General features: G+C 68.2%; 20 protein-coding genes. 6 read left to right on the plus strand and 14 right to left on the minus strand.

What is annotated here, in order from left to right; translation table 11 throughout:
• The first annotated feature begins 9 nt into the window (after positions 1–9).
• From catA to ABZZ22_RS04415, 5 genes are all read left to right on the plus strand, one after another.
• Positions 10–894: a catechol 1,2-dioxygenase gene (gene catA, locus ABZZ22_RS04395; RefSeq protein ID WP_354927192.1), complete on the plus strand. Its 885-nt coding sequence runs from the start codon at positions 10–12 to the stop codon at positions 892–894.
• Positions 894–1,169: a muconolactone Delta-isomerase gene (catC, locus tag ABZZ22_RS04400; RefSeq protein ID WP_354927194.1), complete on the plus strand. Its 276-nt coding sequence runs from the start codon at positions 894–896 to the stop codon at positions 1,167–1,169. The genes catA and catC overlap by 1 nt, the downstream gene beginning before the upstream one ends.
• A 37-nt stretch (positions 1,170–1,206) precedes the next feature.
• Entirely contained in the window at positions 1,207–2,004 is a 798-nt protein-coding gene (locus tag ABZZ22_RS04405; RefSeq protein WP_354927196.1) for an alpha/beta fold hydrolase, read from the plus strand.
• A 452-nt stretch (positions 2,005–2,456) separates the two neighbouring features.
• On the plus strand, positions 2,457–2,876 hold the full coding sequence (locus ABZZ22_RS04410) for a hypothetical protein (protein ID WP_354927198.1): 420 nt from the start codon (positions 2,457–2,459) through the stop codon (positions 2,874–2,876).
• Positions 2,877–2,884: 8 nt separating this feature from the next.
• The gene (locus ABZZ22_RS04415) at positions 2,885–3,265 is read left to right on the plus strand and encodes a hypothetical protein (RefSeq protein WP_354927200.1); all 381 of its coding nucleotides are present in this window, start codon (positions 2,885–2,887) and stop codon (positions 3,263–3,265) included.
• Between the two features lie 266 nt (positions 3,266–3,531).
• On the opposite strand, the gene ABZZ22_RS04420 is transcribed toward ABZZ22_RS04415, so the two are convergent.
• From ABZZ22_RS04420 to ABZZ22_RS04440, 5 genes are all read right to left on the minus strand, one after another.
• The gene (locus ABZZ22_RS04420; RefSeq protein WP_354927202.1) at positions 3,532–5,163 is read right to left on the minus strand and encodes an MFS transporter; all 1,632 of its coding nucleotides are present in this window, start codon (positions 5,161–5,163) and stop codon (positions 3,532–3,534) included.
• Positions 5,164–5,431: 268 nt separating this feature from the next.
• The gene (locus ABZZ22_RS04425; protein WP_354927203.1) at positions 5,432–6,376 is read right to left on the minus strand and encodes an alpha/beta fold hydrolase; all 945 of its coding nucleotides are present in this window, start codon (positions 6,374–6,376) and stop codon (positions 5,432–5,434) included.
• A gap of 47 nt (positions 6,377–6,423) precedes the next feature.
• Positions 6,424–7,437 (minus strand): NAD(P)/FAD-dependent oxidoreductase, encoded by a 1,014-nt coding sequence (locus ABZZ22_RS04430; protein ID WP_354927205.1) that lies wholly within the window; start codon positions 7,435–7,437, stop codon positions 6,424–6,426.
• 33 nt (positions 7,438–7,470) lie between these two features.
• Entirely contained in the window at positions 7,471–8,367 is an 897-nt protein-coding gene (locus ABZZ22_RS04435) for an alpha/beta hydrolase (protein WP_354927207.1), read from the minus strand.
• A gap of 5 nt (positions 8,368–8,372) precedes the next feature.
• Positions 8,373–9,188 (minus strand): oxidoreductase, encoded by an 816-nt coding sequence (locus tag ABZZ22_RS04440; RefSeq protein ID WP_354927209.1) that lies wholly within the window; start codon positions 9,186–9,188, stop codon positions 8,373–8,375.
• 173 nt (positions 9,189–9,361) lie between these two features.
• On the opposite strand from ABZZ22_RS04440, the gene ABZZ22_RS04445 reads away from it, so the two are divergent.
• Positions 9,362–10,045: a helix-turn-helix domain-containing protein gene (locus tag ABZZ22_RS04445; RefSeq protein WP_354927211.1), complete on the plus strand. Its 684-nt coding sequence runs from the start codon at positions 9,362–9,364 to the stop codon at positions 10,043–10,045.
• A gap of 263 nt (positions 10,046–10,308) precedes the next feature.
• Here the strand turns inward: ABZZ22_RS04445 and ABZZ22_RS04450 are convergent, their stop codons facing one another.
• The 9 genes from ABZZ22_RS04450 to ABZZ22_RS04490 all read right to left on the minus strand — a co-directional run bounded on the left by ABZZ22_RS04450 (position 10,309) and on the right by ABZZ22_RS04490 (position 19,235).
• The gene (locus ABZZ22_RS04450) at positions 10,309–10,437 is read right to left on the minus strand and encodes a hypothetical protein (RefSeq protein WP_354927213.1); all 129 of its coding nucleotides are present in this window, start codon (positions 10,435–10,437) and stop codon (positions 10,309–10,311) included.
• Between the two features lie 103 nt (positions 10,438–10,540).
• A complete protein-coding gene (locus ABZZ22_RS04455; protein WP_354927215.1) occupies positions 10,541–10,945 on the minus strand; it encodes an SgcJ/EcaC family oxidoreductase in 405 nt (134 codons plus the stop codon).
• Between the two features lie 387 nt (positions 10,946–11,332).
• Positions 11,333–12,790, minus strand: a complete 1,458-nt coding sequence (locus ABZZ22_RS04460; RefSeq protein WP_354927217.1) for a benzaldehyde dehydrogenase — start codon at positions 12,788–12,790, stop codon at positions 11,333–11,335.
• Complete coding sequence (locus ABZZ22_RS04465; protein ID WP_354927219.1) at positions 12,790–13,920, minus strand: NAD(P)-dependent alcohol dehydrogenase; 1,131 nt, start codon at positions 13,918–13,920, stop codon at positions 12,790–12,792. Before ABZZ22_RS04465 ends, ABZZ22_RS04460 begins: the two co-directional genes overlap by 1 nt.
• A 77-nt stretch (positions 13,921–13,997) precedes the next feature.
• Positions 13,998–14,804, minus strand: a complete 807-nt coding sequence (locus ABZZ22_RS04470; protein ID WP_354927345.1) for a PDR/VanB family oxidoreductase — start codon at positions 14,802–14,804, stop codon at positions 13,998–14,000.
• A gap of 213 nt (positions 14,805–15,017) precedes the next feature.
• Positions 15,018–15,212: a ferredoxin gene (locus ABZZ22_RS04475; protein ID WP_354927221.1), complete on the minus strand. Its 195-nt coding sequence runs from the start codon at positions 15,210–15,212 to the stop codon at positions 15,018–15,020.
• A gap of 66 nt (positions 15,213–15,278) precedes the next feature.
• A complete protein-coding gene (locus ABZZ22_RS04480) occupies positions 15,279–16,460 on the minus strand; it encodes a cytochrome P450 (protein WP_354927223.1) in 1,182 nt (393 codons plus the stop codon).
• An 86-nt stretch (positions 16,461–16,546) separates the two neighbouring features.
• Positions 16,547–18,475, minus strand: coding sequence for an FAD-dependent monooxygenase (locus ABZZ22_RS04485; protein WP_354927225.1), 1,929 nt, complete (start codon positions 18,473–18,475; stop codon positions 16,547–16,549).
• A gap of 139 nt (positions 18,476–18,614) precedes the next feature.
• A complete protein-coding gene (locus ABZZ22_RS04490; protein ID WP_354927227.1) occupies positions 18,615–19,235 on the minus strand; it encodes a dimethylmenaquinone methyltransferase in 621 nt (206 codons plus the stop codon).
• Between the last annotated feature and the right edge of the window lie 83 nt (positions 19,236–19,318).

Raw genomic sequence — 19,318 nt, forward strand, 5'->3', positions numbered from 1 at the left:
GACACACCCATGACCACCGACCAGACCCTCGAGTCCACCGAGGCCGCCGAAGCGGCCTCCGCGGCCGCCTCGGGCGCCTCCGCCACCGACCGGTTCGCGGCCGACAAGTCGCCCTTCGACGCCGTCAAGGACACCCCGCCCGAGCGTGTCGACAGGCTCGCCAAGCGCGTCCTCAGCGCCATCTACGACACGATCCGCGAGGAGAAGGTCGGCTACGACGAGTACAACGCGCTCAAGGCATGGTTGATCCAGGTCGGCAAGGACGGCGAGTGGCCGCTCTTCCTCGACGTCTGGGTCGAGCACGAGATCGAGAAGGTCGCCACCGAGCACCGCGAGGGCAACAAGGGCACCATCGAGGGCCCCTACTACGTCCCCGACGCCCCCGAGCAGGGCGCGAACGGCACCATCCCGATGCGCGACGGTGAGGGCGGCACCCCACTGACCTGGACCGGCACGATCACCTCCACCGACGGCACCCCGCTCGACGGCGCCAAGGTCGAGCTGTGGCACGCCGACGCCGACGGCTTCTACTCGCAGTTCGCGCCCGGGATCCCGGAGTGGAACCTGCGTGGCAGCTTCACCGTCGGGGCCGACGGCGCCTTCGAGATCCACACGATCCAGCCGGCGCCCTACCAGATCCCGACCGACGGCTCCTGCGGCAAGCTCATCGCCGCCGCCGGCTGGCACGCCTGGCGTCCGGCGCACCTGCACGTCAAGGTGTCGGCCCCGGGCCACGAGCTGCTCACCGCCCAGCTCTACTTCCCCGGCGACGAGCACAACGACGACGACATCGCCTCGGCGGTCAAGCCCGAGCTGGTGCTCGCTCCCGTCACCAACGGTGACGGCACGGTCAGCGTCGACTACGGCTTCGTCCTCGACCCGGCTCGCGGCTGATGCTCTACCACGTACGCATGGACGTCCGGATCCCGCACGACCTGGATCCGGACGTCCGCGACGACACGATCGCCCGCGAGAAGGCCTACGCCCAGGAGCTCCAGCGCGCCGGGAAGTGGCCGCACCTGTGGCGGATCGCCGGGGAGTACGCCAACTTCTCGGTCTTCGACGTCGAGTCCCACGACGAGCTGCACCAGCTCCTCTCCGGCCTGCCGCTGTTCCCCTACATGGACGTGCACGTGACACCGCTCTCCAAGCACCCATCCGCCATCTGACAACGTGCCATCGATGGAATCGAGACCCTTGGTCAAGATGAGTTGGCTGGCATACGGTCCGGATCGACCGCTGCTCGTCGTGGGCCCCTCCCTCGGCACCAGCGTCGAGCGGATCTGGGGCGCGGTCGCCGCCCAGTTGGAGGGCTGGAACGTCATCGGCTGGGACCTGCCCGGGCACGGCGCCAGCCCTGCACCCGGACCACTCGCCAAACTGACGATCGCCGACCTGGCCGCCGCGGTGGTCCAGGCCGTCAACGACATCACCGGCGGCGCGCACGCGTTCGTCTACGCAGGCGACTCCGTAGGAGGAGCCGTCGGCCTCCAGCTCGCGCTCGACCACCCAGGCCGGATCACCGGGCTCGCCATGATGTGCAGCGCCGCCGCGTTCGGGACCTCGGCGGGTTGGCATGAACGGGCCATCCTCGTACGCCGCGAGGGAATGGCGCCGATGGTCGAGTCCTCGCCCGCCCGCTGGTTCGGACCGATCATCACCGCATCCGGCGACGGTCGGTGCAGAGCCGCTCTGTGCGATCTCGCAGAGGTCGAACCCGAGGGCTACGCCCTCGTGTGCGAGGCCCTGGCCGGCTACGACCTGCGGCCCCGTCTCGAATCGGTCCGAGTTCCTCTGCTCGCCGTCGCCGGCGCAGATGATCTGGCAACACCTCCTCAAACATTGGCCGAGATAACAGACCAGGTCTCGGACGGACGACTGGAGGTCCTCCCCGGCGTGGGCCACCTAGCACCGTACGAAGCACCCGAGGCCGTCGCCGGTCTGCTCCGAGAGTGGACCACCGCCCGCGTCACGGGGTGCGATACCGAGGCGGACCGGGCATAAGCCAGGGTCGGCCCAGGACGCTCGGGGCGCCCAGGCGACCGGCCGAGCGACCATCCTTCTACCTGTGCACGCCTATGAATGCGTCGCGGGCGGACCACGATGCTCGCGTCAGACGACGCTTCTGACGGAGACGATCCGAACCTCCGCGACTACCTGAGGCACGCGAACCTGCCGCCCTCGTCCTGGGACGCGGCCGTCGATGCCTTCCGGGCGGCCGCCGCCGAAGAGGAGCGGATCCGTCACCGCCGGCAACGAGCACATGAAGCAATCACCAACCTGTCTCACCTCGTTGGTGCGTCGGCCGAAGCAACGCGGGCTGCCGCCGTTACACGGGACACCCATGTCGCTGCTGGCGGTGCAGTCGTTGCCGTGGAGACGGCCGCCGCCGCGGCCGCACGGGCGCAGACCGCACGCGATCGACGACGCGAGCATCTGCAAACGGGTGGTTGGAGGTGCTCTTCACCTTCGGTTCCTCGATCCGGAGATGGCATGCCGAGGACCAGCCACTTGCGAAACGACAGCGGCAGTTGGAGACGGATGAGGACGAAGCAAACGATGCGCTCGCCCGGCAACAGGTTCTTCTCGAGGCCGCCGAGATCGATCTGGCCGGCGCACTCGCCGCCGCCGACACCGCCCACCACGACCTAGAAGCAGCCCGCTCGGCGATCGACACCGCCCGTCGCGAGATGAGTGGATCACAAGCGGAACTCCGCGTCCCGGATGAGGCCTGGAGCAGTAGCGAGCACCGAGAACGTCTCGCCCCGTGGCTCGATGTCACCTGGAACAAGGCACGTACGCAACTTTCCTGTCCGCTCTCGCGCTGCACGAGACCTTCCTCGGCTGCGCCGGTCAACCGATCCGCCAACTGCTGAGCGCAGCCATGGACGCGTCCAGGGGCTCCATTCCGAGTGACGCCGCGGCCGAAGCACATCAGGCAGCCTGGCATGCGCTGTTCCTCGTCGTGCCTGTGATCTCTACGACCTTCGCGTCCGCCGGCCGGATGTTCTCCGGCCTGGGCTCGGAGGCCATCGGCTGGCTGCTGATCGACGAGGCCGGCCAATCAACGCCCCAAGCAGTGCCGTTTGTCGATCGCGAAGAGCGTGAAGAACCGCAGGAAGTCGAAGATCGCGCTCGGGTCCAACACCCCCACCGCCTACTCACCGCTTCGAGCCCGTACGTCGCCCGGCGCCGTGCCGTCACCGGGCGACGGCTCCTCACGCCACGGCCCCACAGTTCCACGGGGATCCCGGCCGACCCGTAGCGGAAGCCCTTTCCCTCGGTGGCGAAGTTGAGCACGTTGCAGAGCCCGTGCGCGTTGCCCAAGGGGAGGTATGCGTAGCGACGCGACAGGGGCTCTCCGCGAGGCTGCCAGGTCTGACATCGCAAAGTGACCACATGGGCTGACGTACCCCGCGCGCGTGGCGCCGTCGGGCTCCTGGCCGACGCACCCGGAGTGCGATCCGGCGGAGGCGGTGCCCGGCGACCCGGCGCACGCGTCTTCGGCGGTCCAATGGACCCGCCGGAGTTCTAGCGGGTGGGCTTGGGGAGCTCCGGCACAGCCGCCACCTCGCTCGCCGCCGTCCCGGTCCCCGGGTCGGCGCTCGTCCTCGCGAACTCGCGCCGGCCCGGCAGGACCACGAAGACGAGCAGAGTTCCGGCGGCCATGATGATCGCGCCGACGAGGCTGGTGTGGGCGACGCCGTGGGCGAAGGCCTGGTGGACGGCTTCCACGGCGGCCTGGGCCTGCTGGGGCCCGGCGGAGGGATCCTGCGCGACCCGCTCGGCGATGGCCAGGCCGCCGCCGACCGAGTCCTTGGCGATCTCCATCGCCTCGGCCGGGAGCCGGTTGCCCACCAGGTCGGTCAGCTCGTCGCGGTAGGCCGTGCCCAGCAGTGAGCCCAGTACCGCGATACCCAGTGCCCCGCCCAGCTCCAGCGCGGTGTCGTTGACACCGCCGCCGACGCCCAGCTCGGCCTCGGGGAAGGAGCCCATGATCGTGTCGGTCGCCGGGGAGATGGCCAGTCCGAGCGCGAGGCCCAGCATCATCAGCGGCGCCAGGAAGTCCCCGTAGGTCGACCCCTTGTCGACCTGGGTGAGCAGGAACATGCCCCCCGTGCCGATGGCCAGGCCGGTCACGACCATCGCCCTCACCCCCAGCTTCGGGGTGAGCATCCCGGTCACCGCAGACCCGAGGAACACCGCACCGCCCAACGGCAGCAGCCGTAGCCCCGTTTCCAGGGCGTCGTAACCGAGGACGAACTGCAGGAACTGCGTCGCGTAGTAGATCACGGCGAACATAGAGAAGAAGAAGAACAGCACCGCGAGCATCGAGCCACTGAAGGGCCGCAGCGCGAACCTTCGGACGTTCAGCATCGGGTGCGGGTGCCGCAGCTCCCAGATGACGAAGGCGGCCAGACCGACACCGGCGGCCACTGCGGCGGCGACCGGGCCGACGCCCCAGCCGAAGTGCGGGCCCTCGATGGCGGCGTAGATCAGGGAACCGACGGTGACGATCGAGAGCAGACCACCAATGTAGTCGATCCGGCCCATGCCCTCCGCCTTGGACGGCGGCACCAGGACGAGCGCGCCGAGCACGGCGACAAGGGCGATCGGCACGTTGATCAGGAAGGTCGAGCCCCAGTCGTGGTCCTCGAGCAGCCAGCCGGAGACGAGCGGGCCGACGGCTACCGCCAGTCCGGAGGTCGCGGCCCAGGCGGTGATGGCTTTGGTCCGCTCGCTCCGGGGGAAGGTCGCGACCAGCAGGGACAGCGTGGCCGGCATCACGACCGCGGCACCGACACCCATGATCGCGCGGGCCACGATGACCAGCGAGGTCTCGTCGACCATGCTTCCCATCACCGAACCGCCAGCGAAGATCAGCAGACCCAGCACCAGTGCGCCGCGCCGGCTGTACTTGTCGCCGATCGAGCCCAGCACCAGCATCAGCGCCGCGTACGGAACGGTGTAGCTGTCGATGACCCACTGCAGGTCACTGCTGCTCAGGCCCAGGTCGGTTGTCATGTCGGGGGCGGCGACGATGAGCGAGGTGTTCGCCATCACCGTGATCAGCAGGCTCAGGCACAGCACGAGCAGCGCCCACCAGCGCCGGGCATACGGCCCGGTCATATTCTCCACGGGGGTGTTTGCAAGGAAGGGCATCAGTAGTAGCTCCTGAGAGGGGCGGGGCGGACGAGCGGAATCACTTGGTTGTCGATCGTGTGGCGTCATGTTCTGCTCGAGCGCTCAGTGGCTCGGGGCAACGGCCAGCTCGCGCAGGCGCGCGTTGTTCTGCAGCGCCCAGCGCATGGCCCGCGGTGGGCGCCCGAGCAGGGTTTCCAGTTGGGGTGGGTCTGCCGTTAGGACGCCCCTGCCGCACGGCGAACGGCCAATTCCGCCTGCGCGCGGCTGCCCGTTCGACATCGAGGGTTCAGGTGCGCGCGGGCGTCGTCTGCAGGAACAGCTCAAGGAGTGCCAGCAGCGTCTCGGGAGCGTCCTCGGTCGGGAAGTGGCCGGCGCCCGGGATCTCGACCACGGGTGCGTCGGGGTAGCTGAGCTTGAACGACGGGATCACGTACTCGGGCAGCAGCGCGGTGTCCCGCATCCCGACCGCCAGCATCGCCGGCACGGCTCGCAGCGCCGCGACGGATTCCAGGGGCGGCGGGCCGGGCGGAGGGCCCTGCGGGCCCTCCACGACCTGCCGGGGGAACGCGATGACACCGCGGCACTCCGCCGGGTTCGGGAAGGGGCTGGAGTACGCGCGGATCCAGGTCGGCGAGGCGATCTCGGGCCGGGCGACATGCTGCAGGTCGATCATCAGGTGGGCGATGGTGTGCCCCGCGTTTTGGAGGATCTGCTCGAACGAACCGTCCGAGAGCGCCGACCCGGCCCACTGGAACCACCGGCTCTCGGCGCCGTTGGCCTCCATGAGAGGGGCGATTTCGTCTGCGAGGGGCAGCACGGTGTTCGTGGCGAAGATCCGGGAGATCCGGTCAGGGTGGCGCAGCGCGAACCCGGTTCCGATGGGGCCGCCCCAGTCACGTAGCACCAGGGTGATGTCGGTGAGGTCGAGCGTTTCGACGAGCAGCGATTCGAGATTGAGGATGTGTTCGCTCGCGTCGTACGTGCGGTCCTGCGGTGTCTCGCTCTTACCGAAGCCCATGTGGTCGGGAACGATCACGCGATGGTGACGTGACAGCGGCCCGATCAGGTGGCGCCACTCGTAGCCCCACGTGGGCTCGCCGTGCAGCATTACGATGGTCTGATCGGGCCGTTCGGGGCCCTCGTCGACGTAGTGCTGGCGGAAGCCGGCCGCCTCGTTGAAGCGGGCGGGATACGGCCACGTGCCGTCGAACGTCTCTTCAGCAGCAATCATGGCATCTCGTGCCTTTCTGGGAGTGGGTGGTTTCGACGCCGGCGCGTTCAGAAATCAGCTGTCGGACTCGGTCCAGCCCCGTGCAGGGCCGCATCGGTGTCGGTGATGGCCAGCATCCGGTTGATGTCGGCGCCGGCCAGTGCGCCGGCCGCTGCTGAGGCCCCGACCTGGGCGACCAGATCGGTGACGTTGCCGGCCACCCACACACCCGGCACCTCGGTGATGCCGGCCACGCCGGAGGCGAAAGCGCGGCCCTTGTTCGGCAGGTCCTGCAGCGGCAGGCCCAGACCTTCCAGGCCCTGGGCGCGGATCTGCATCGGCGCGGCGACTGCGAGGACGCGGCGGGCCACGACTTGGCCGTCGGCCAGGCGTACACCGGCGAGGGCACCGTCCTCGTCGTTGACGACCTCGGTGACCGGGGTGTCGATGACGCGGATACCGCGGGCAGCGAAGCGGGCGCGGCTGTCCTCGTCCAGGTCGGTGCCGTGGGTGAAGTAGGTCAGGTCCTCGCTCAGCTGACGGAACAGAAACGCGTGACCGATGGACGCGGGCCCGGTGGCGAGGACACCGATGGGCTCATCACGCACCTCCCAGCCGTGGCAGTACGGGCAGTGCACCACACTGTGCCCCCAGTGCTCGGCGAGACCGGGCACCTGTGGCAGCACATCCGTGAGGCCGGTGGCCACCAGGACGCGGCGGGCGGTGATGCTGCGGCCGTCGGCCAGGGTGACGGTGAACCGCAGGTCCCCGTCCGCCGAGGGGGCGGCGGGTTCGGCCGCGACCACCTCGCCGAACACGACGCGTCCGCCGTACTGGCGCACCTGCTCCCGGCCCCGTCGAAGGATCTCGGACGGCGGGGTGCCGTCCAGGGCGAGGAGGCCGTGCACCGCCTCCGCGGGCGCGTTGCGCGGGGAGCCGCTGTCGATCACGACGACCGAGCGGCGGGAGCGGGCGAGGATCAACGCACCGTTCAGCCCCGCAGCGCCCCCGCCGATCACCACCACATCCACGGTCGCCTCGGCCAGCGCGTCGCTCGCGTACGGAGTAGTCGTCACCTTCATGGCCTCCTGCCTTTCTTGTCAGTCATGGTTCGGTCAAGCCTTCAAGTTCTGCGTGGTGGGGTTCTCGCCGCGAGGGTCCAGTAATCCGCTACCGGCCCATGCCGCGATTCGTTCCGCGATCGCCTCGGGAGCCTCGATGTGCAGGAAGTGGCCGACGTCGGGGACGACCTCCAGTGCGCGCGGGGCGGCGAACCGATGTCGATCGTCGACCTGCGGGGGGAGGATGCAGTCGTCGTCGGCACCGTGGAGGTGCAGCAGGGGCACCTCGATCGGCTGAGACAGTCGCCGCGCCGCCCTGAGCATGCCGGGTCGCATCATCTCCCGGTAGTACTTGATGGGCGCGGGCATGCTAGCCCGCAGGTGCTCGTGCAGCTCCGCCTGGACATCTGGATCGAGCGAGAGGCCGGGTGACCACTGACGCCAGAGGCGGTCGATGAGGGCGAGATCGTGGGCGCTGGCCATCCAGCCGCTTCCCGGCAGTTGAAAGAGCCCCATGTACCAGCTCCGGCGTAGCTGAGCGGGGCGCGGCCGGGTCACGAACGTGAGGGGGTGGGGGATGGCGAGCGCGACCGCGCGTTCGATCCGCTCCGGCGCGGTGACGACGGCATCGTATGTGATCATGGCGCCCCAGTCGTGGCCGACCAGCTCCACGGCTCGCCCCGGAGACCAGCGGTCGATCAGCGCGAGTACGTCGCCGGTGAGCGACGCGAAGTCGAACGGCCCGGCGGTCGGGGACGGCGCGTAACCGCGAAGCCAGGGCGCGAGGACGCGCCGTCCGCGGCGACCGAGCTCGGCAAGGAAGGGCGCCGCGGTCGGCGGATGGTCCGGGAAGCCGTGCAGGACGAGCGTCGGTTGACCATCGGGATCACCACCCTGCAGCGCGTGAAAGGTTCCGTGTGGCAGGTCGAAGGTGACGTGTTCCAACTCCATGTGCGTCAGCCGGCCAGTCGATTGAGCTTGCGGATCTGCGTGTCGAAGGCGCGCGAGGGCACGAACCGACGCAGGAGGCTGACGCGTCCGGCCATCGAGCCGGCGGTGTATCGGAGCTTGGGCTTGGCATCGGTGGAGGCCGCGACGATCACCTTCGCCACCACGTCCGGGTCGTCGGCGTTGCGTACGGCCGTAGCCAGCACGTCTCGGGAGACCTCCCGCTGTGAGGCGTAGATCGGCAGGGGCGAGTCGGGTGTCAGGCTGCGCGCCTCGAAACTCGTGCTGGTGTAGGCCGGCTCGACCAGCAGCATCCGGACGCCGTGCTCACGAAGCTCATGGTCGACCGACTCGGAGTAGCCCTCGATCGCATGTTTGGTGGCGGCGTAGACGGCCATGAAGGGGGCCGGGATCAGGCCGAGTACCGAGGAGACGTTGACCACTCGGCCACTGCCCTGTGCCCGCATGTGCGGCATCACGGCGTTGGTCATCCGGATCAGGCCGAAGACGTTGATGTCGAAGACCTCCTTGGCCTGGTTGATCGAGCTCTCCTCGCCGGCGCCGACCGCGCCCACACCTGCGTTGTTGACCAGGACGTCGATCCGACCGAACCGCTCGATCACCTCCTCGACCAGGGTGCGAACCGACTCGTCGCTGGCCACGTCCAGATCGAGGAACGTCACCCCGGCGATCGGCTCGACGTTCATGGCGTTGCGGCTCGTGCCGACCACCGCAAAACCGGCGTCCACGAGGGCGAGCGCGGCCGCCCGGCCGATCCCGGAAGAGGCGCCCGTCACCAGGGCAACGGGGGGAGCTGTCTGCATGCTGGTTCCTTCTGTTGTGGGCACGACTTTGCCCATGTGCGGTCGCCCTGTTGAGCGCAATGGCGGCGGACCCTCCCACTCGCCAGATGAAACCTCTAGAGGAAAGTTCTACCGCTAGAGGAAAGTTCTAGCACAGATACCGAGGATTCCTCTAACCGATGTAAACTGGATCAATGACCAGGACCCCCACTGCCACTACGGGCCAACGGGCAGCGAGGCCCGCCTCGCGCCGCGAGGACATCGCCGCCGCCGCGATCGAGCTGTTCCTCGACCGGGGTATCGCGGCGACCCGGGTGGAAGACATCCTGGCCGCGGCCGGCGTGAGCGTGGGCAGCTTCTACCACCACTTCCGCGACAAGCTCGACCTGGCCGCCACGGTCTACCTGGAACACCTGCAGCGCTTCCAGAGCGACCTGCTCGTCGAGCTTGACCGCCACGAGCGCACCGAGGACGCGGTCCGCGGGCTGGTGACGGCCTACCTACGGTGGGCCGGGGCTGATCCACGCGCCATGGGCTACCTGCACCAGTGCCGCGAGTCCAACGTCGCCGAGATCTCCGAAGGCGAAGAAGCTCGGCTCAAGCAAGCCTTCTACGGTCGCCTCACCGGCTGGCTCGGCGAACGCGCCGCGACCGGGGAGCTACGAGCGCTGCCGAACGAGCACAGCCTTGCGCTATGGCTCGGGCCCGCCGAACAGCTCGTTCGGGCCGCCATCGACCCCTCCGAGCATTTCGCCGCACCGGAGCCCGACGCCCTGGTCGCACACCTCACCCGCGCCGAACGAGTCCTCGCCGACGCCGCCTGGGAAACCCTTCGACGCCCCACCACGGACGACGACGCCGACCAAGCGCGCGAGTAGCGATCAGCGGCGGCGCGGCAGCAACCAGATTCCCCGCCGATCTGGGAAGAGGGCGAGGACATCAGCCAGCTGGCGCAGGTGATCCCCCCCGGGGCGTCTTCGGTGCTCACGAGGATCTCAGCAAATACCCAAAGCGATCACGGTAGGGACGATGGCACGGCGGGCGTGTTCTCTTGGCGGACGGAAACCGTAGCCCCCGTCCAACCTGTCAGAACACGCCCGCAGCTCTCGTCCCACATGAAAGGACGCAGACCACGCCACCGTCAGCCGGTTCTTGCCGGAGCCACGGACATGGCCGCAATCGCTTTCTCGGTCTTGGAATACTCGGCCCAACGCACGAGCACGAACCTGACAGGACGCTCACCAGGCACAGATTCAATCTTCTTCGGCATAGCGCCCTCCTTTCAACTCGAAAGGAAGCGGCAGCAAACCTGGGACGGTTCACCAGACCGTTCGAGGGTCGAATCGAAGTTTCTTGTCAGCGCGCTGCCCAGATCACGACGTTACGTTGACTGTGCAGTATCGCGCGATCTGCCATACTCCGTCAGCAGACTTGCGTAGCAGGAACAGCTCCTGGTACGACGCGCTGTGGGCCTCTCCTGTCGCCTTGATGGTTTGAGTCCCCTCGGTGGCGCTCCGAACGAAGCCCCAGTCTGCGCTGGTCTGCACGACCTCCTTGATCTCGTATTTCATGTCGAAGCCGACATTTTCAAAGATACCTGGGTAGGTTTCGGCGAGGCTTGACTTGCCTACTGTCGCGGGCCTACCTGGAGACATCAGCACACCGTCATCGGCATACGTCGAGACCACCGCAGCGGCGTCTCCGCGGTTGAACGCTGTCAGGTAGGAGACCGCGGCGGCCTCGATTGCAGTGGTGTCTTCCATAAACGCGTCGTTCATGACAATTCCTCACATTTCAGGTCTTGAGGCTGGCGTGATCTCACAGCTCATCCGTGGGATGGCGGTCGTAGTTGGCGCGATCGACTCCCAAGCGGCGATCGCTGCGATGAGCCGCGAGTGACATCGGCACTCTGGAACTTTTCGTTGACTCGTGTGGTGCCCTACGTCAGCGAACATAGGTTCCTTTCGCTAAACGCGGGTATGGACAGGGTATGACACCTCCTTTCGCCCAGAACGTGGCTCTCAGCAAGCGGGAAAAGCCGTGGCCCTGACGATTGGGTTCGTGGGTTGTGGCGTGGTCACGTGGCATTCCCCGACGCGCAGAATGTCTGGGATCTGCGCGCCGGGAAGTGCCGGGCGGACGGTCGCCGCAAGGGCGGACAGGCCTCAGAACGGGTACTTCGGCAGGTCTCCTCGCACGGTGACCCACTGGGTCTCGGTGAATGCGTCGAGGTTGGCGGCCGAGCCTCCGTGGCGAGAGCCGGTGCCGGAGTCACCGAGCCCGCCGAACGGTGCGTTGGGCTCGTCGTTCACGGTCTGGTCGTTGATGTGGACCAAGCCGGTCGGGATTCGCTCGGCCAGCGCCAGACCAGCCATGACATCCCGCGTGAGGATGCCGAGGGACAGGCCGTAGGGCGTCGCCGTCGCGAGTCGGACGGCCTCGTCGAGATCGTGGAAGACGGAGACCGGGGCGACCGGGCCGAAGATCTCGGCGGAGAAGGCGGGCACCTCCGGGGTGACCCCACCGAGGACCGTCGGCTTGTAGAATAGGTCGTCGTAGGACCCACCGGTCACCAGCTCGGCGCCTGCCTCGACGCTGCTGGTGACCAGCCCGTGCACTCGGTCTCGCTGGCCTGCGTCGATCATCGGGCCGATGGCCACCGCGCCTGTCGGGTCACCGACCGGAAGCTTCTCTGCGTGCGCAGCAAGTACGCGGACGTACTCTTCGGCTACGGCGTGGTGAACCAGATGCCGGCCGGTGGCCATGCAGATCTGTCCGGCGTGGTTGAACGAACCGAACGCCCCGACGGAGACCGCGGCCTCGAGGTCGACATCGTCGAGCACGACCAGGGCGGAGTTTCCGCCGAGCTCGAGGTGGACTCGCTTGAGGTGCTTGGCAGCGAGCGTCGCGACGGCACGACCGGCGCCGGTGGAGCCGGTGAAGGCGATCACCCCGATCTCGGGCGCCTCGACGAGCGCCGCTCCCACGGCTGCGTCGCCGGACAGGACGTGCAAGAGGCCCGCGGGAAGCCCGGCCTCTTCGAAGACGCGGGCGAAGACGACTCCTCCGCTGACCGCCGTTCGGGGGTCCGGCTTGCACACGACAGCATTGCCGAGGGCCAAGGCCGGGGCGATCGCACGGATGGCGAGAACGATGGGAGCGTTGAACGGTGCGATCACTCCGGCAACCCCGACCGGCACGCGTCGAGCCATCGACAGCCGCGGGGCGGCTGTGCGCAGCAGCTGACCGTACGGTTCCGCCGCCAGCGCCGCTGCCGCGAAGCACTCCTCGGCGGCCACCTGCGTCTGAAACTCGGCGAACGGCCGGATCGCGCCTGATTCGCGTACGAGCCAGTCAGCGATCTCCGCGGCGTGCTCGGTGAACAGCTGGCCCGCGCGCCGCAGCACTGCGGCCCGCACAGCGTAGGGCTGCGCCGCCCAGTCCCGCTGGGCGTCTGCCGCGCGGCTGGCCGCCTTGGTCACGTCGGTGGGCGTAGCCACCCCGACCTGTGCGAGCTCGGTTCCGGTGGCGGGCTCGACGACGGGGGCGGCACCGCCGCCGCCTTCGATCCATCCGTCGGAGTAGATCAGTCCTTGCCAGTTGGTGAGGTCGAGCAGCGACATCAGCTTTGGCCTTTCGTATCGAGGTCGGATTCAGAGAGCCGGAGCACGGGCTTGACGACGTCGCCGTGCTTGGACGCCTCCATGGCCTCGTTGATCTCGGTGAGTGGGAAGTACTGGATCAGGTCGGTGAACGGGAAGCGGCCCTGGTCGTGCAGCGCCAGGAGGGCGGGCACGAACCGCGGGCTCTGGCTCTCCCCGCCGAGCGTGCCCACGATGCGCTTGCCCCAAAGGGTGGTCAGGTGGTCGGCGCTGAACTCTGCTCCCGCCGGCGCGGCCCCGATCAGCACCGCCGTGCCGAGCATGCCGACGCTGTCGATCGTCTGCCTGATGACGGCCGGGATCCCCGTGCAGTCCAGGGCTGCGTCAGCGGTGCCCTTGCAGATCTCGTGGATCGTGGGGACGACATCGACGGCGCCCGGATCGATGACCTCGGTCGCACCCAGCTTCAACGCCAGCTCTCGGCGAACCGGGTTGGGCTCGACGACCACGATGGTCGTCGTCGGCGTCAGCCTTGCCGCCATCACCGCGGCGAGACCGACGGCTCCGCCACCGAAGACGACGAGGCTGTCCCCGGGGCCGAGCTGCAACGTGTTGAGGACGGCTCCCGCTCCCGTCGCGATCCCACAGGCCAGTACGCCGACGGCTTCCGTTGGCGCGGTGGTCGAGATCGGGACCAGGCTGCTGGGGTCGACGATGGCATGGTGGGCGAACGAGGACTGCCCGAAGAAGTGGCTGTGCAGAGGGCTCCCATCGAGCTTGCGCAGGGACGTCGAGCCATCCGTCCGCCCGCCTCCGATGAGAAGCGGGGCGAGCTGCATGCAGTAGCGGGGCTGCCCGGCGAGACAGTTACGGCACCGGCCACACCAAGGCCAACCGAGCATGACGGTGTCGCCGATCTCGTGGCCGGTGACGCCGTCGCCAAGCGCCTCGATCCGTCCGACTCCTTCGTGACCGAGCACTCCGGGCGCAGGGAAAGGAAGATCACCCTGTTGAGCGACGGCGTCGGTGTGACACACGCCTGATGCGATCAGGCGTACGAGCACTTCACCTGCCCGGGGCTCGTCGATCTCGACCTCCTCGACCGTGAACTGACTCTTTTGGCTGTCGAGGACAGCTGCTGTCGTACGCATGGACCACTCCGTCCGTTTGATGGGTTGTAGAGAAAGAGCCCGAGACGATCGGGGACCCGCCTCATCCGTGCGCCGCCTCAAAGGTCGAGCACCAGTCGGGGGCAGGTGGCGGCGGCCCGCGAGACGCACACCATCAGGGACTCGCCTTTGGCGCGTTCCGCGTCGCTGAGGATGGCGTCTCGATGGTCGACCTCTCCAGAGACGATGCGGGTCTCGCAGGACCCGCACGTCCCCTCCTCGCAGGAGGACTCGATATAGACGTCGTTGTCGAGCAGGACATCGAGGACGGACTCCCCCGGCGTGACCGTGAGGACCCGCCCCGACGAAGCCAGCTCGATGTCGAAAGCGCGGCGCTCGACGGGCCCTTTCGACTTGAGGGGCGCGAAGCGCTCGAGGTGGAGGCATTCAGGACGATCGGCCATGCGCTGAGCGAGCGCGTCGAGGAGGGGACCGGGGCCGCAGGCGTAGACCTCGGTGGAGGGTTGGAGACCCGCGAGCAGCGTGTCGAGATCGATGAGCCCACAGACGTCCTGCGGGTGGTAGGTGACCCTTCCCGGGTACGTCTTCTCGAGCTCGTCGGCGAACGCCATGGACTGCTTGCTGCGGCCGCCGTAGGTCAGGTGCCAGTCCACTCCATCGCGTGTGGCCTGCGCCATCATCGGCAGGAGCGGAGTGATACCGATTCCTCCGGCGATGAAGTGGTACCCAGCCCCCGGCAGGAGAGGAAAATGGTTGCGTGGGCCCCGAGCGAGGACCTGCTCGCCCTCTCGGACCTCCTCGTGGATGTAGCGAGACCCGCCGCGACCGTTCTCCTCTCGCAGCACCGCGACACGCCATGTCATCCGGTCGTCGGGATTCCCGCACAGCGAGTACTGGCGTGTCATGCCCCCAGGGAGAAGCAGGTCGACGTGAGCACCGGACTGCCATTCCGGAAGCGGCTTCTCGTCGGCCGCCCGCAAGTCGAGCACGACGATGTCGGCTGCCACTTCACGGCGGGCGTGCACGGTCAGAGCCCGCTGGCTGTCAGTTTCGGGATGTTCCATCGCACTGCCTCACTTGTCTTCGATTCCTCTTCGTCTGCCGGGCGGCAGGCTCGCCTAACCGGCCACCTGGATCGCCGCGACGGGGCACCCCCGGGCCGCGGCGGCTGCGGCCTCGACGACGTCACCGGCAACATCCGTGGTCAAGACCTCGACGGCGCCCTCGTCGTGAAGGACGAACACGTCGGGCGCGATTCCTACGCACACTGCGTGACCTTCACAGCGGGATGCATCGACGACGATCTTGGACATGAGGTCCCCTTCTTTCAGATCGGGATGGTGTCTGGTTTCAGTTGATGGAGCTGCCGGACGGAGAACTCAGGAGTGGATCGTGACCGGCAGCGTGGAGATCCCGCGGAGAATGTTGTGCACGTTCCAGACCGGCTCGCCGGCGAGCTCGAAGCGGGAGACCCTGTCGGCAAGAGCGTTGAACAGCGCGTTGGCCTCCAGCTTCGCGAGCCCCTGCCCGACACAGCTGTGGATGCCGGAGCCGAAGCCGACGTGTCCGGCGGTGTCGCGGTAGATGTCGAAGCGACCGGGGTCCTCCCAACGTCGCTCGTCCCGGTTGGCCGAGGCGTAACTGACGAAGACCCAGTCGCCGGCGGGCAAGGTCACGCCGTCGATGTCGTAGTCCCGGGTGAGGTGGCGGGCGAAGCCCCGGATCGGTGCTTCGAGCCGGACCGCCTCGTTGACCACGTTCGCGATCAGCGAGCGGTCGCGTCGCAACTCGTCCCACTGGTCCGGGTGGAGGGCGAACTGCCAGATCGCGGTAGACAGTGCGCTGATGGTGGTGTCGATCGACGGACCGAGGTAGTCGAGGAGCAGCAGCGGCAGCATCTTCTCGTCGATCTCGCCGGACCGGGCCTCGAGCAGCATCTGGTGGCCCCAGCTGCCAGGTGTCAGCTTCTCCTCGCCCGCGACACCGGACATGTATTCGAGGAACTCCTGCAGGCTCGGCAGGGAGGCCTGGGTTCGCTCGTTCATCGGGCCCTCAGCCTGGAAGGCCGCCGACGCCCACGTCAGCAGGTGCTCACGGCCGTCCTCGGGTACGCCGAGCAGGTCGGGGACCACAGAGAGCGGGAATGCCGAGGAGAAGTCGGCGACGGCGTCGAAGGAGCCCTTCTCGATGAGCTCGTCGACCAGCACATGCGCCCGCCGCGTGAAGTCCTCGCTGTGTCCGCGCAGCGCCCGGGGCGTCAGCCGGGTCCCGAGGATCCGCCGCAGCAGGTCGTGGTCGGGCGGGTCTGTGCACAGGACGCTGCCACCCTTGGTGGCCTGGTTCATCACTTCGTTGAGAGCCACGCCGGAGCCGGAGGAGAAGCTGTCATGGTCGCGCAGCGCCGCGAAGGCCTCGGCGTAGCGGGGAAGGACCCAGCATTCGTACCGGGACATCCAGAGCGCAGGGCCCGCATCGCGCAGCTCGCGGTACGTCGGGTGCGGGTCGGCGATCACATCGTCGGCAAAGAGATCGGCGTCTGTGCTGGGAATGGTTGGGGTCATCGTTGTTCACTCCTCGGTTGTTGGCGTCGGTTTCAAGTCGGTCGAGAACAGTGGGCTCTCCGGGCCGCCGTAGCGAGCCCAGCGCCTTAGGTGCGGCTGCCCAGCGACTCCGCGGTGGCCAGCTCCTCGAACAGTTCGGCGTCACGGGGTCCACCTGTTCGCAGCAGCTCTCCCGCCTCGGCGATCTGCTCGATGCGCTCGAGGATCGCCGAGGGTGCTCCCTCGACCTCGCCGCGGAGCAGGCTGGTCACCGTGCCGGAGAGCACCTCGGCCGTGGCGGTCGGCGCGGTGGCCGTCCGCCACGCGACGTGCCTGTCGGGGCGGACCAGCAGCGCGCCGCTGCGGTCGATATCGCGGGCGGCGGCCCACTCCCCTGTCGGATCCTGGTAGGCACCCCCGGACCCCACCGCGACGACTCGGATCGGGCATCCGGACTCTCTCTCGGCAACGGTCGCCGCTTCGGTCCAGATGTCGGCGGCGTCCGCGGCGACGAACAGGGTGAACCCGCTGCGAGCGACCAGGTCGGAGGTCGAGACCTGCCGCCCGTCCTGGTTCAACCAGACGTGAGGGATGTGGTGCCCCGGGCGGCTGGTCTGGGTGAACTCGGTCGCCGAGTCGTGGGTGGCGGGCGGTGGTGTGCCGTCGGGGCGAACCGCGCCGACCTCGTAGCTGAAGCCGGCCTCGACGTTGAGCTGGCTGTAGTCCTCGGCGTTGGCGGCGATCGCCGTCTCGGCAGCGCGTCGCCGCTCGGCGCCCTCGTCGGTGTCACTCGCCCAGGTCCCGATCTCCTGCCAACCCTCCTCGATGCTGAGGCCGGCACCAAGACCGAGCGCAGCAGCGACGGGGCCGTGCCGGCCGGCGTTACGAAGCGAGTGCTCAACGTTCCGTGCGGCAACCGGCTGCCGCTCGAGCTCGTAGGTGTCCAGGAGCGCGTCCTCGGCGTAGCCGGCGAGGACCGCTTCCAGCTTCCAGGCGAGGTTGGCGACATCGCCGACGGCCGTGTTCAGGCCGAGGCCGCCGGTCGGTGGGTGCCGATGTGCGGCGTCGCCGATGATGAGCGCGGGACCGACACGGAACCGCTCCGCGACGACTCCCTCGAACTGCCAGTGGCTGATCGAGTGCACTTCCATCTCGAGATCCTCGACCCCGATCATCCGGCGGGCGCGCTCGACCAGCTGCTCGTGATCCTGCCCGTTCGGGTCGCCGATCCGGAACGCGACAACAGCCGACCACTCCGAGCAGTGGCGACCCCAACGGTCAGGGCCCAGGCCCAGGAGCGCACCCTCGAAGCTGCCCTGCCCCTCGGGATTGATGAAGTAGGTGATGAGCGCCTCCTCGTCCGCATGGTCGGACAGGTCGGCGGAGAAGTAGACGTTGATGAGATCCAGCAGTGCGCGCGGGCCGATGGCCTCGACCCCGAGGAGCTTCGCCGTCGTGCGGCCGCCGTCCGCGGCCACGACGTAGCGGGCCCGGATCGTGCGCGTCTCACCGGTCGTGACGTCGCGCACCGTGGCCAGCGCACCGTCGTCCTCGGTGACCAGGTCGACCAGCTCGGTGTTACCGAGCACGCGGCCTGGCCAGGCGCGATCGGCGTGCTCCCACAGGATCCGGTCGACCCGGATCTGGGGCAGGTTGGCGAACGGGCGAGGGCTGGCCGTGCGGTAGGAGGTCAGGTCGTGGCCACCACCCCACGCGTCGACGTACCCGATCCTGCGTCCGTGAAGATCGGTGGGGCCGCCGAGCGAGGTGTACCACGCGACCCGGTGCCACTGGTCCTCCGGCGGCGAGAGACGATAGACGTCGTCGGCGACCCCGATGTCGTGGAAGGTCTCCATCGTGCGGACGTTGAGGAGATGCGCGCGCGGATAGCGAGGCGAGAAGTCGCGCCGTTCGACCAGCAGACCGTCGATCCCACGCTGCGCCAGTTCCAAGGCCAGCGTGAGACCGGCCGGGCCTCCGCCCACGATGAGAACCGGGACGACCTCGTCCGCGGCGGTGCTGGGTGCGACATTCACTTGGTTCCTCCTGAGCATTGCTTGGCGATCCGAATCTGCTCGTAGACGTCGGCCCGCAGTTCGGTGAACCGATTCGACCCCGTTGTGGTGCGCGACTCGTTCTCCAGAACCGCACGGATGTCGCGCGTCAGAAAAATGCTCATGGCGTCAGACCCATCAGCTCGATCGTGCTGGCCCCTGCGCGAAGAGCGGCCATCATCGAGGCCTCCTTGTCCTCGCGCTCTCTGGAGGCCTTCAGTACCTCGTCGACCCGGGCCTTCGGCAGGGCAACCACGCCATCCGCGTCTCCGACGACCATGTCGCCCTTCGCGATCGTGATCCCGCCGATCGTGACCCGCTCCGGGAAACCACCGCCAGCCTCCGGATCCTTGATGGTGCCGCGCATGCAGGTCGTGGCAGCGAACACGGGAAAGCCCACCTGGCCGAGAACCTCGGTATCGCGCACACCACCATCGAGCACGAGACCACCTAGGCCGCGGCTCGCAGCCGCCACACTCAGGATCTCGCCCCAGTAGCCGTACTCCTCTTCGCCCGTGGTGGCCACGACCAGAACCTCACCAGGCTGCGCGGCGTAGACCCCCCGATGCAGCCACAGGTTGTCGCCCTGCGGACACACCACCGGCCGCGCAGGGCCGCTGAACGTTGCCCCTGCGTACGCCGGCCGAAGCCGGGCCGGCAGGGCTCCTACGCGACCGGCCGCCTCATGCAGGGTCGCCGCCGAGAAAAGGGACCGGTTGCCGGTCGATGTGGTCTCAGTCACAATCGGTACGCTAAATGACGGCAAGATTGAATGCAATAGTTCAGACAAAACTTCACTCCGTGACTCCGGGCACCGCGAGACGG

Source organism: Nocardioides sp. NPDC006273, assembly GCF_040613495.1.
Classification (GTDB): Bacteria; Actinomycetota; Actinomycetes; order Propionibacteriales; family Nocardioidaceae; genus Nocardioides.

What these genes read in the sequence shown, in the direction of transcription:
- ABZZ22_RS04440 (WP_354927209.1), bottom strand. Translation starts at nt 9,188, where the DNA reads ATGCAGACAGCTCCCCCCGTTGCCCTGGTGACGGGCGCCTCTTCCGGG.
- ABZZ22_RS04470 (WP_354927345.1), bottom strand. Translation starts at nt 14,804, where the DNA reads ATGACACGCCAGTACTCGCTGTGCGGGAATCCCGACGACCGGATGACA.
- ABZZ22_RS04475 (WP_354927221.1), bottom strand. Translation starts at nt 15,212, where the DNA reads ATGTCCAAGATCGTCGTCGATGCATCCCGCTGTGAAGGTCACGCAGTG.
- ABZZ22_RS04480 (WP_354927223.1), bottom strand. Translation starts at nt 16,460, where the DNA reads ATGACCCCAACCATTCCCAGCACAGACGCCGATCTCTTTGCCGACGAT.
- ABZZ22_RS04420 (WP_354927202.1), bottom strand. Translation starts at nt 5,163, where the DNA reads ATGCCCTTCCTTGCAAACACCCCCGTGGAGAATATGACCGGGCCGTAT.
- ABZZ22_RS04425 (WP_354927203.1), bottom strand. Translation starts at nt 6,376, where the DNA reads ATGATTGCTGCTGAAGAGACGTTCGACGGCACGTGGCCGTATCCCGCC.
- ABZZ22_RS04450 (WP_354927213.1), bottom strand. Translation starts at nt 10,437, where the DNA reads ATGCCGAAGAAGATTGAATCTGTGCCTGGTGAGCGTCCTGTCAGGTTC.
- ABZZ22_RS04465 (WP_354927219.1), bottom strand. Translation starts at nt 13,920, where the DNA reads ATGCGTACGACAGCAGCTGTCCTCGACAGCCAAAAGAGTCAGTTCACG.
- catA (WP_354927192.1), top strand. Translation starts at nt 10, where the DNA reads ATGACCACCGACCAGACCCTCGAGTCCACCGAGGCCGCCGAAGCGGCC.
- ABZZ22_RS04405 (WP_354927196.1), top strand. Translation starts at nt 1,207, where the DNA reads ATGAGTTGGCTGGCATACGGTCCGGATCGACCGCTGCTCGTCGTGGGC.
- ABZZ22_RS04455 (WP_354927215.1), bottom strand. Translation starts at nt 10,945, where the DNA reads ATGAACGACGCGTTTATGGAAGACACCACTGCAATCGAGGCCGCCGCG.
- ABZZ22_RS04460 (WP_354927217.1), bottom strand. Translation starts at nt 12,790, where the DNA reads ATGTCGCTGCTCGACCTCACCAACTGGCAAGGACTGATCTACTCCGAC.
- ABZZ22_RS04435 (WP_354927207.1), bottom strand. Translation starts at nt 8,367, where the DNA reads ATGGAGTTGGAACACGTCACCTTCGACCTGCCACACGGAACCTTTCAC.
- ABZZ22_RS04430 (WP_354927205.1), bottom strand. Translation starts at nt 7,437, where the DNA reads ATGAAGGTGACGACTACTCCGTACGCGAGCGACGCGCTGGCCGAGGCG.
- ABZZ22_RS04415 (WP_354927200.1), top strand. Translation starts at nt 2,885, where the DNA reads ATGGACGCGTCCAGGGGCTCCATTCCGAGTGACGCCGCGGCCGAAGCA.
- ABZZ22_RS04445 (WP_354927211.1), top strand. Translation starts at nt 9,362, where the DNA reads ATGACCAGGACCCCCACTGCCACTACGGGCCAACGGGCAGCGAGGCCC.
- catC (WP_354927194.1), top strand. Translation starts at nt 894, where the DNA reads ATGCTCTACCACGTACGCATGGACGTCCGGATCCCGCACGACCTGGAT.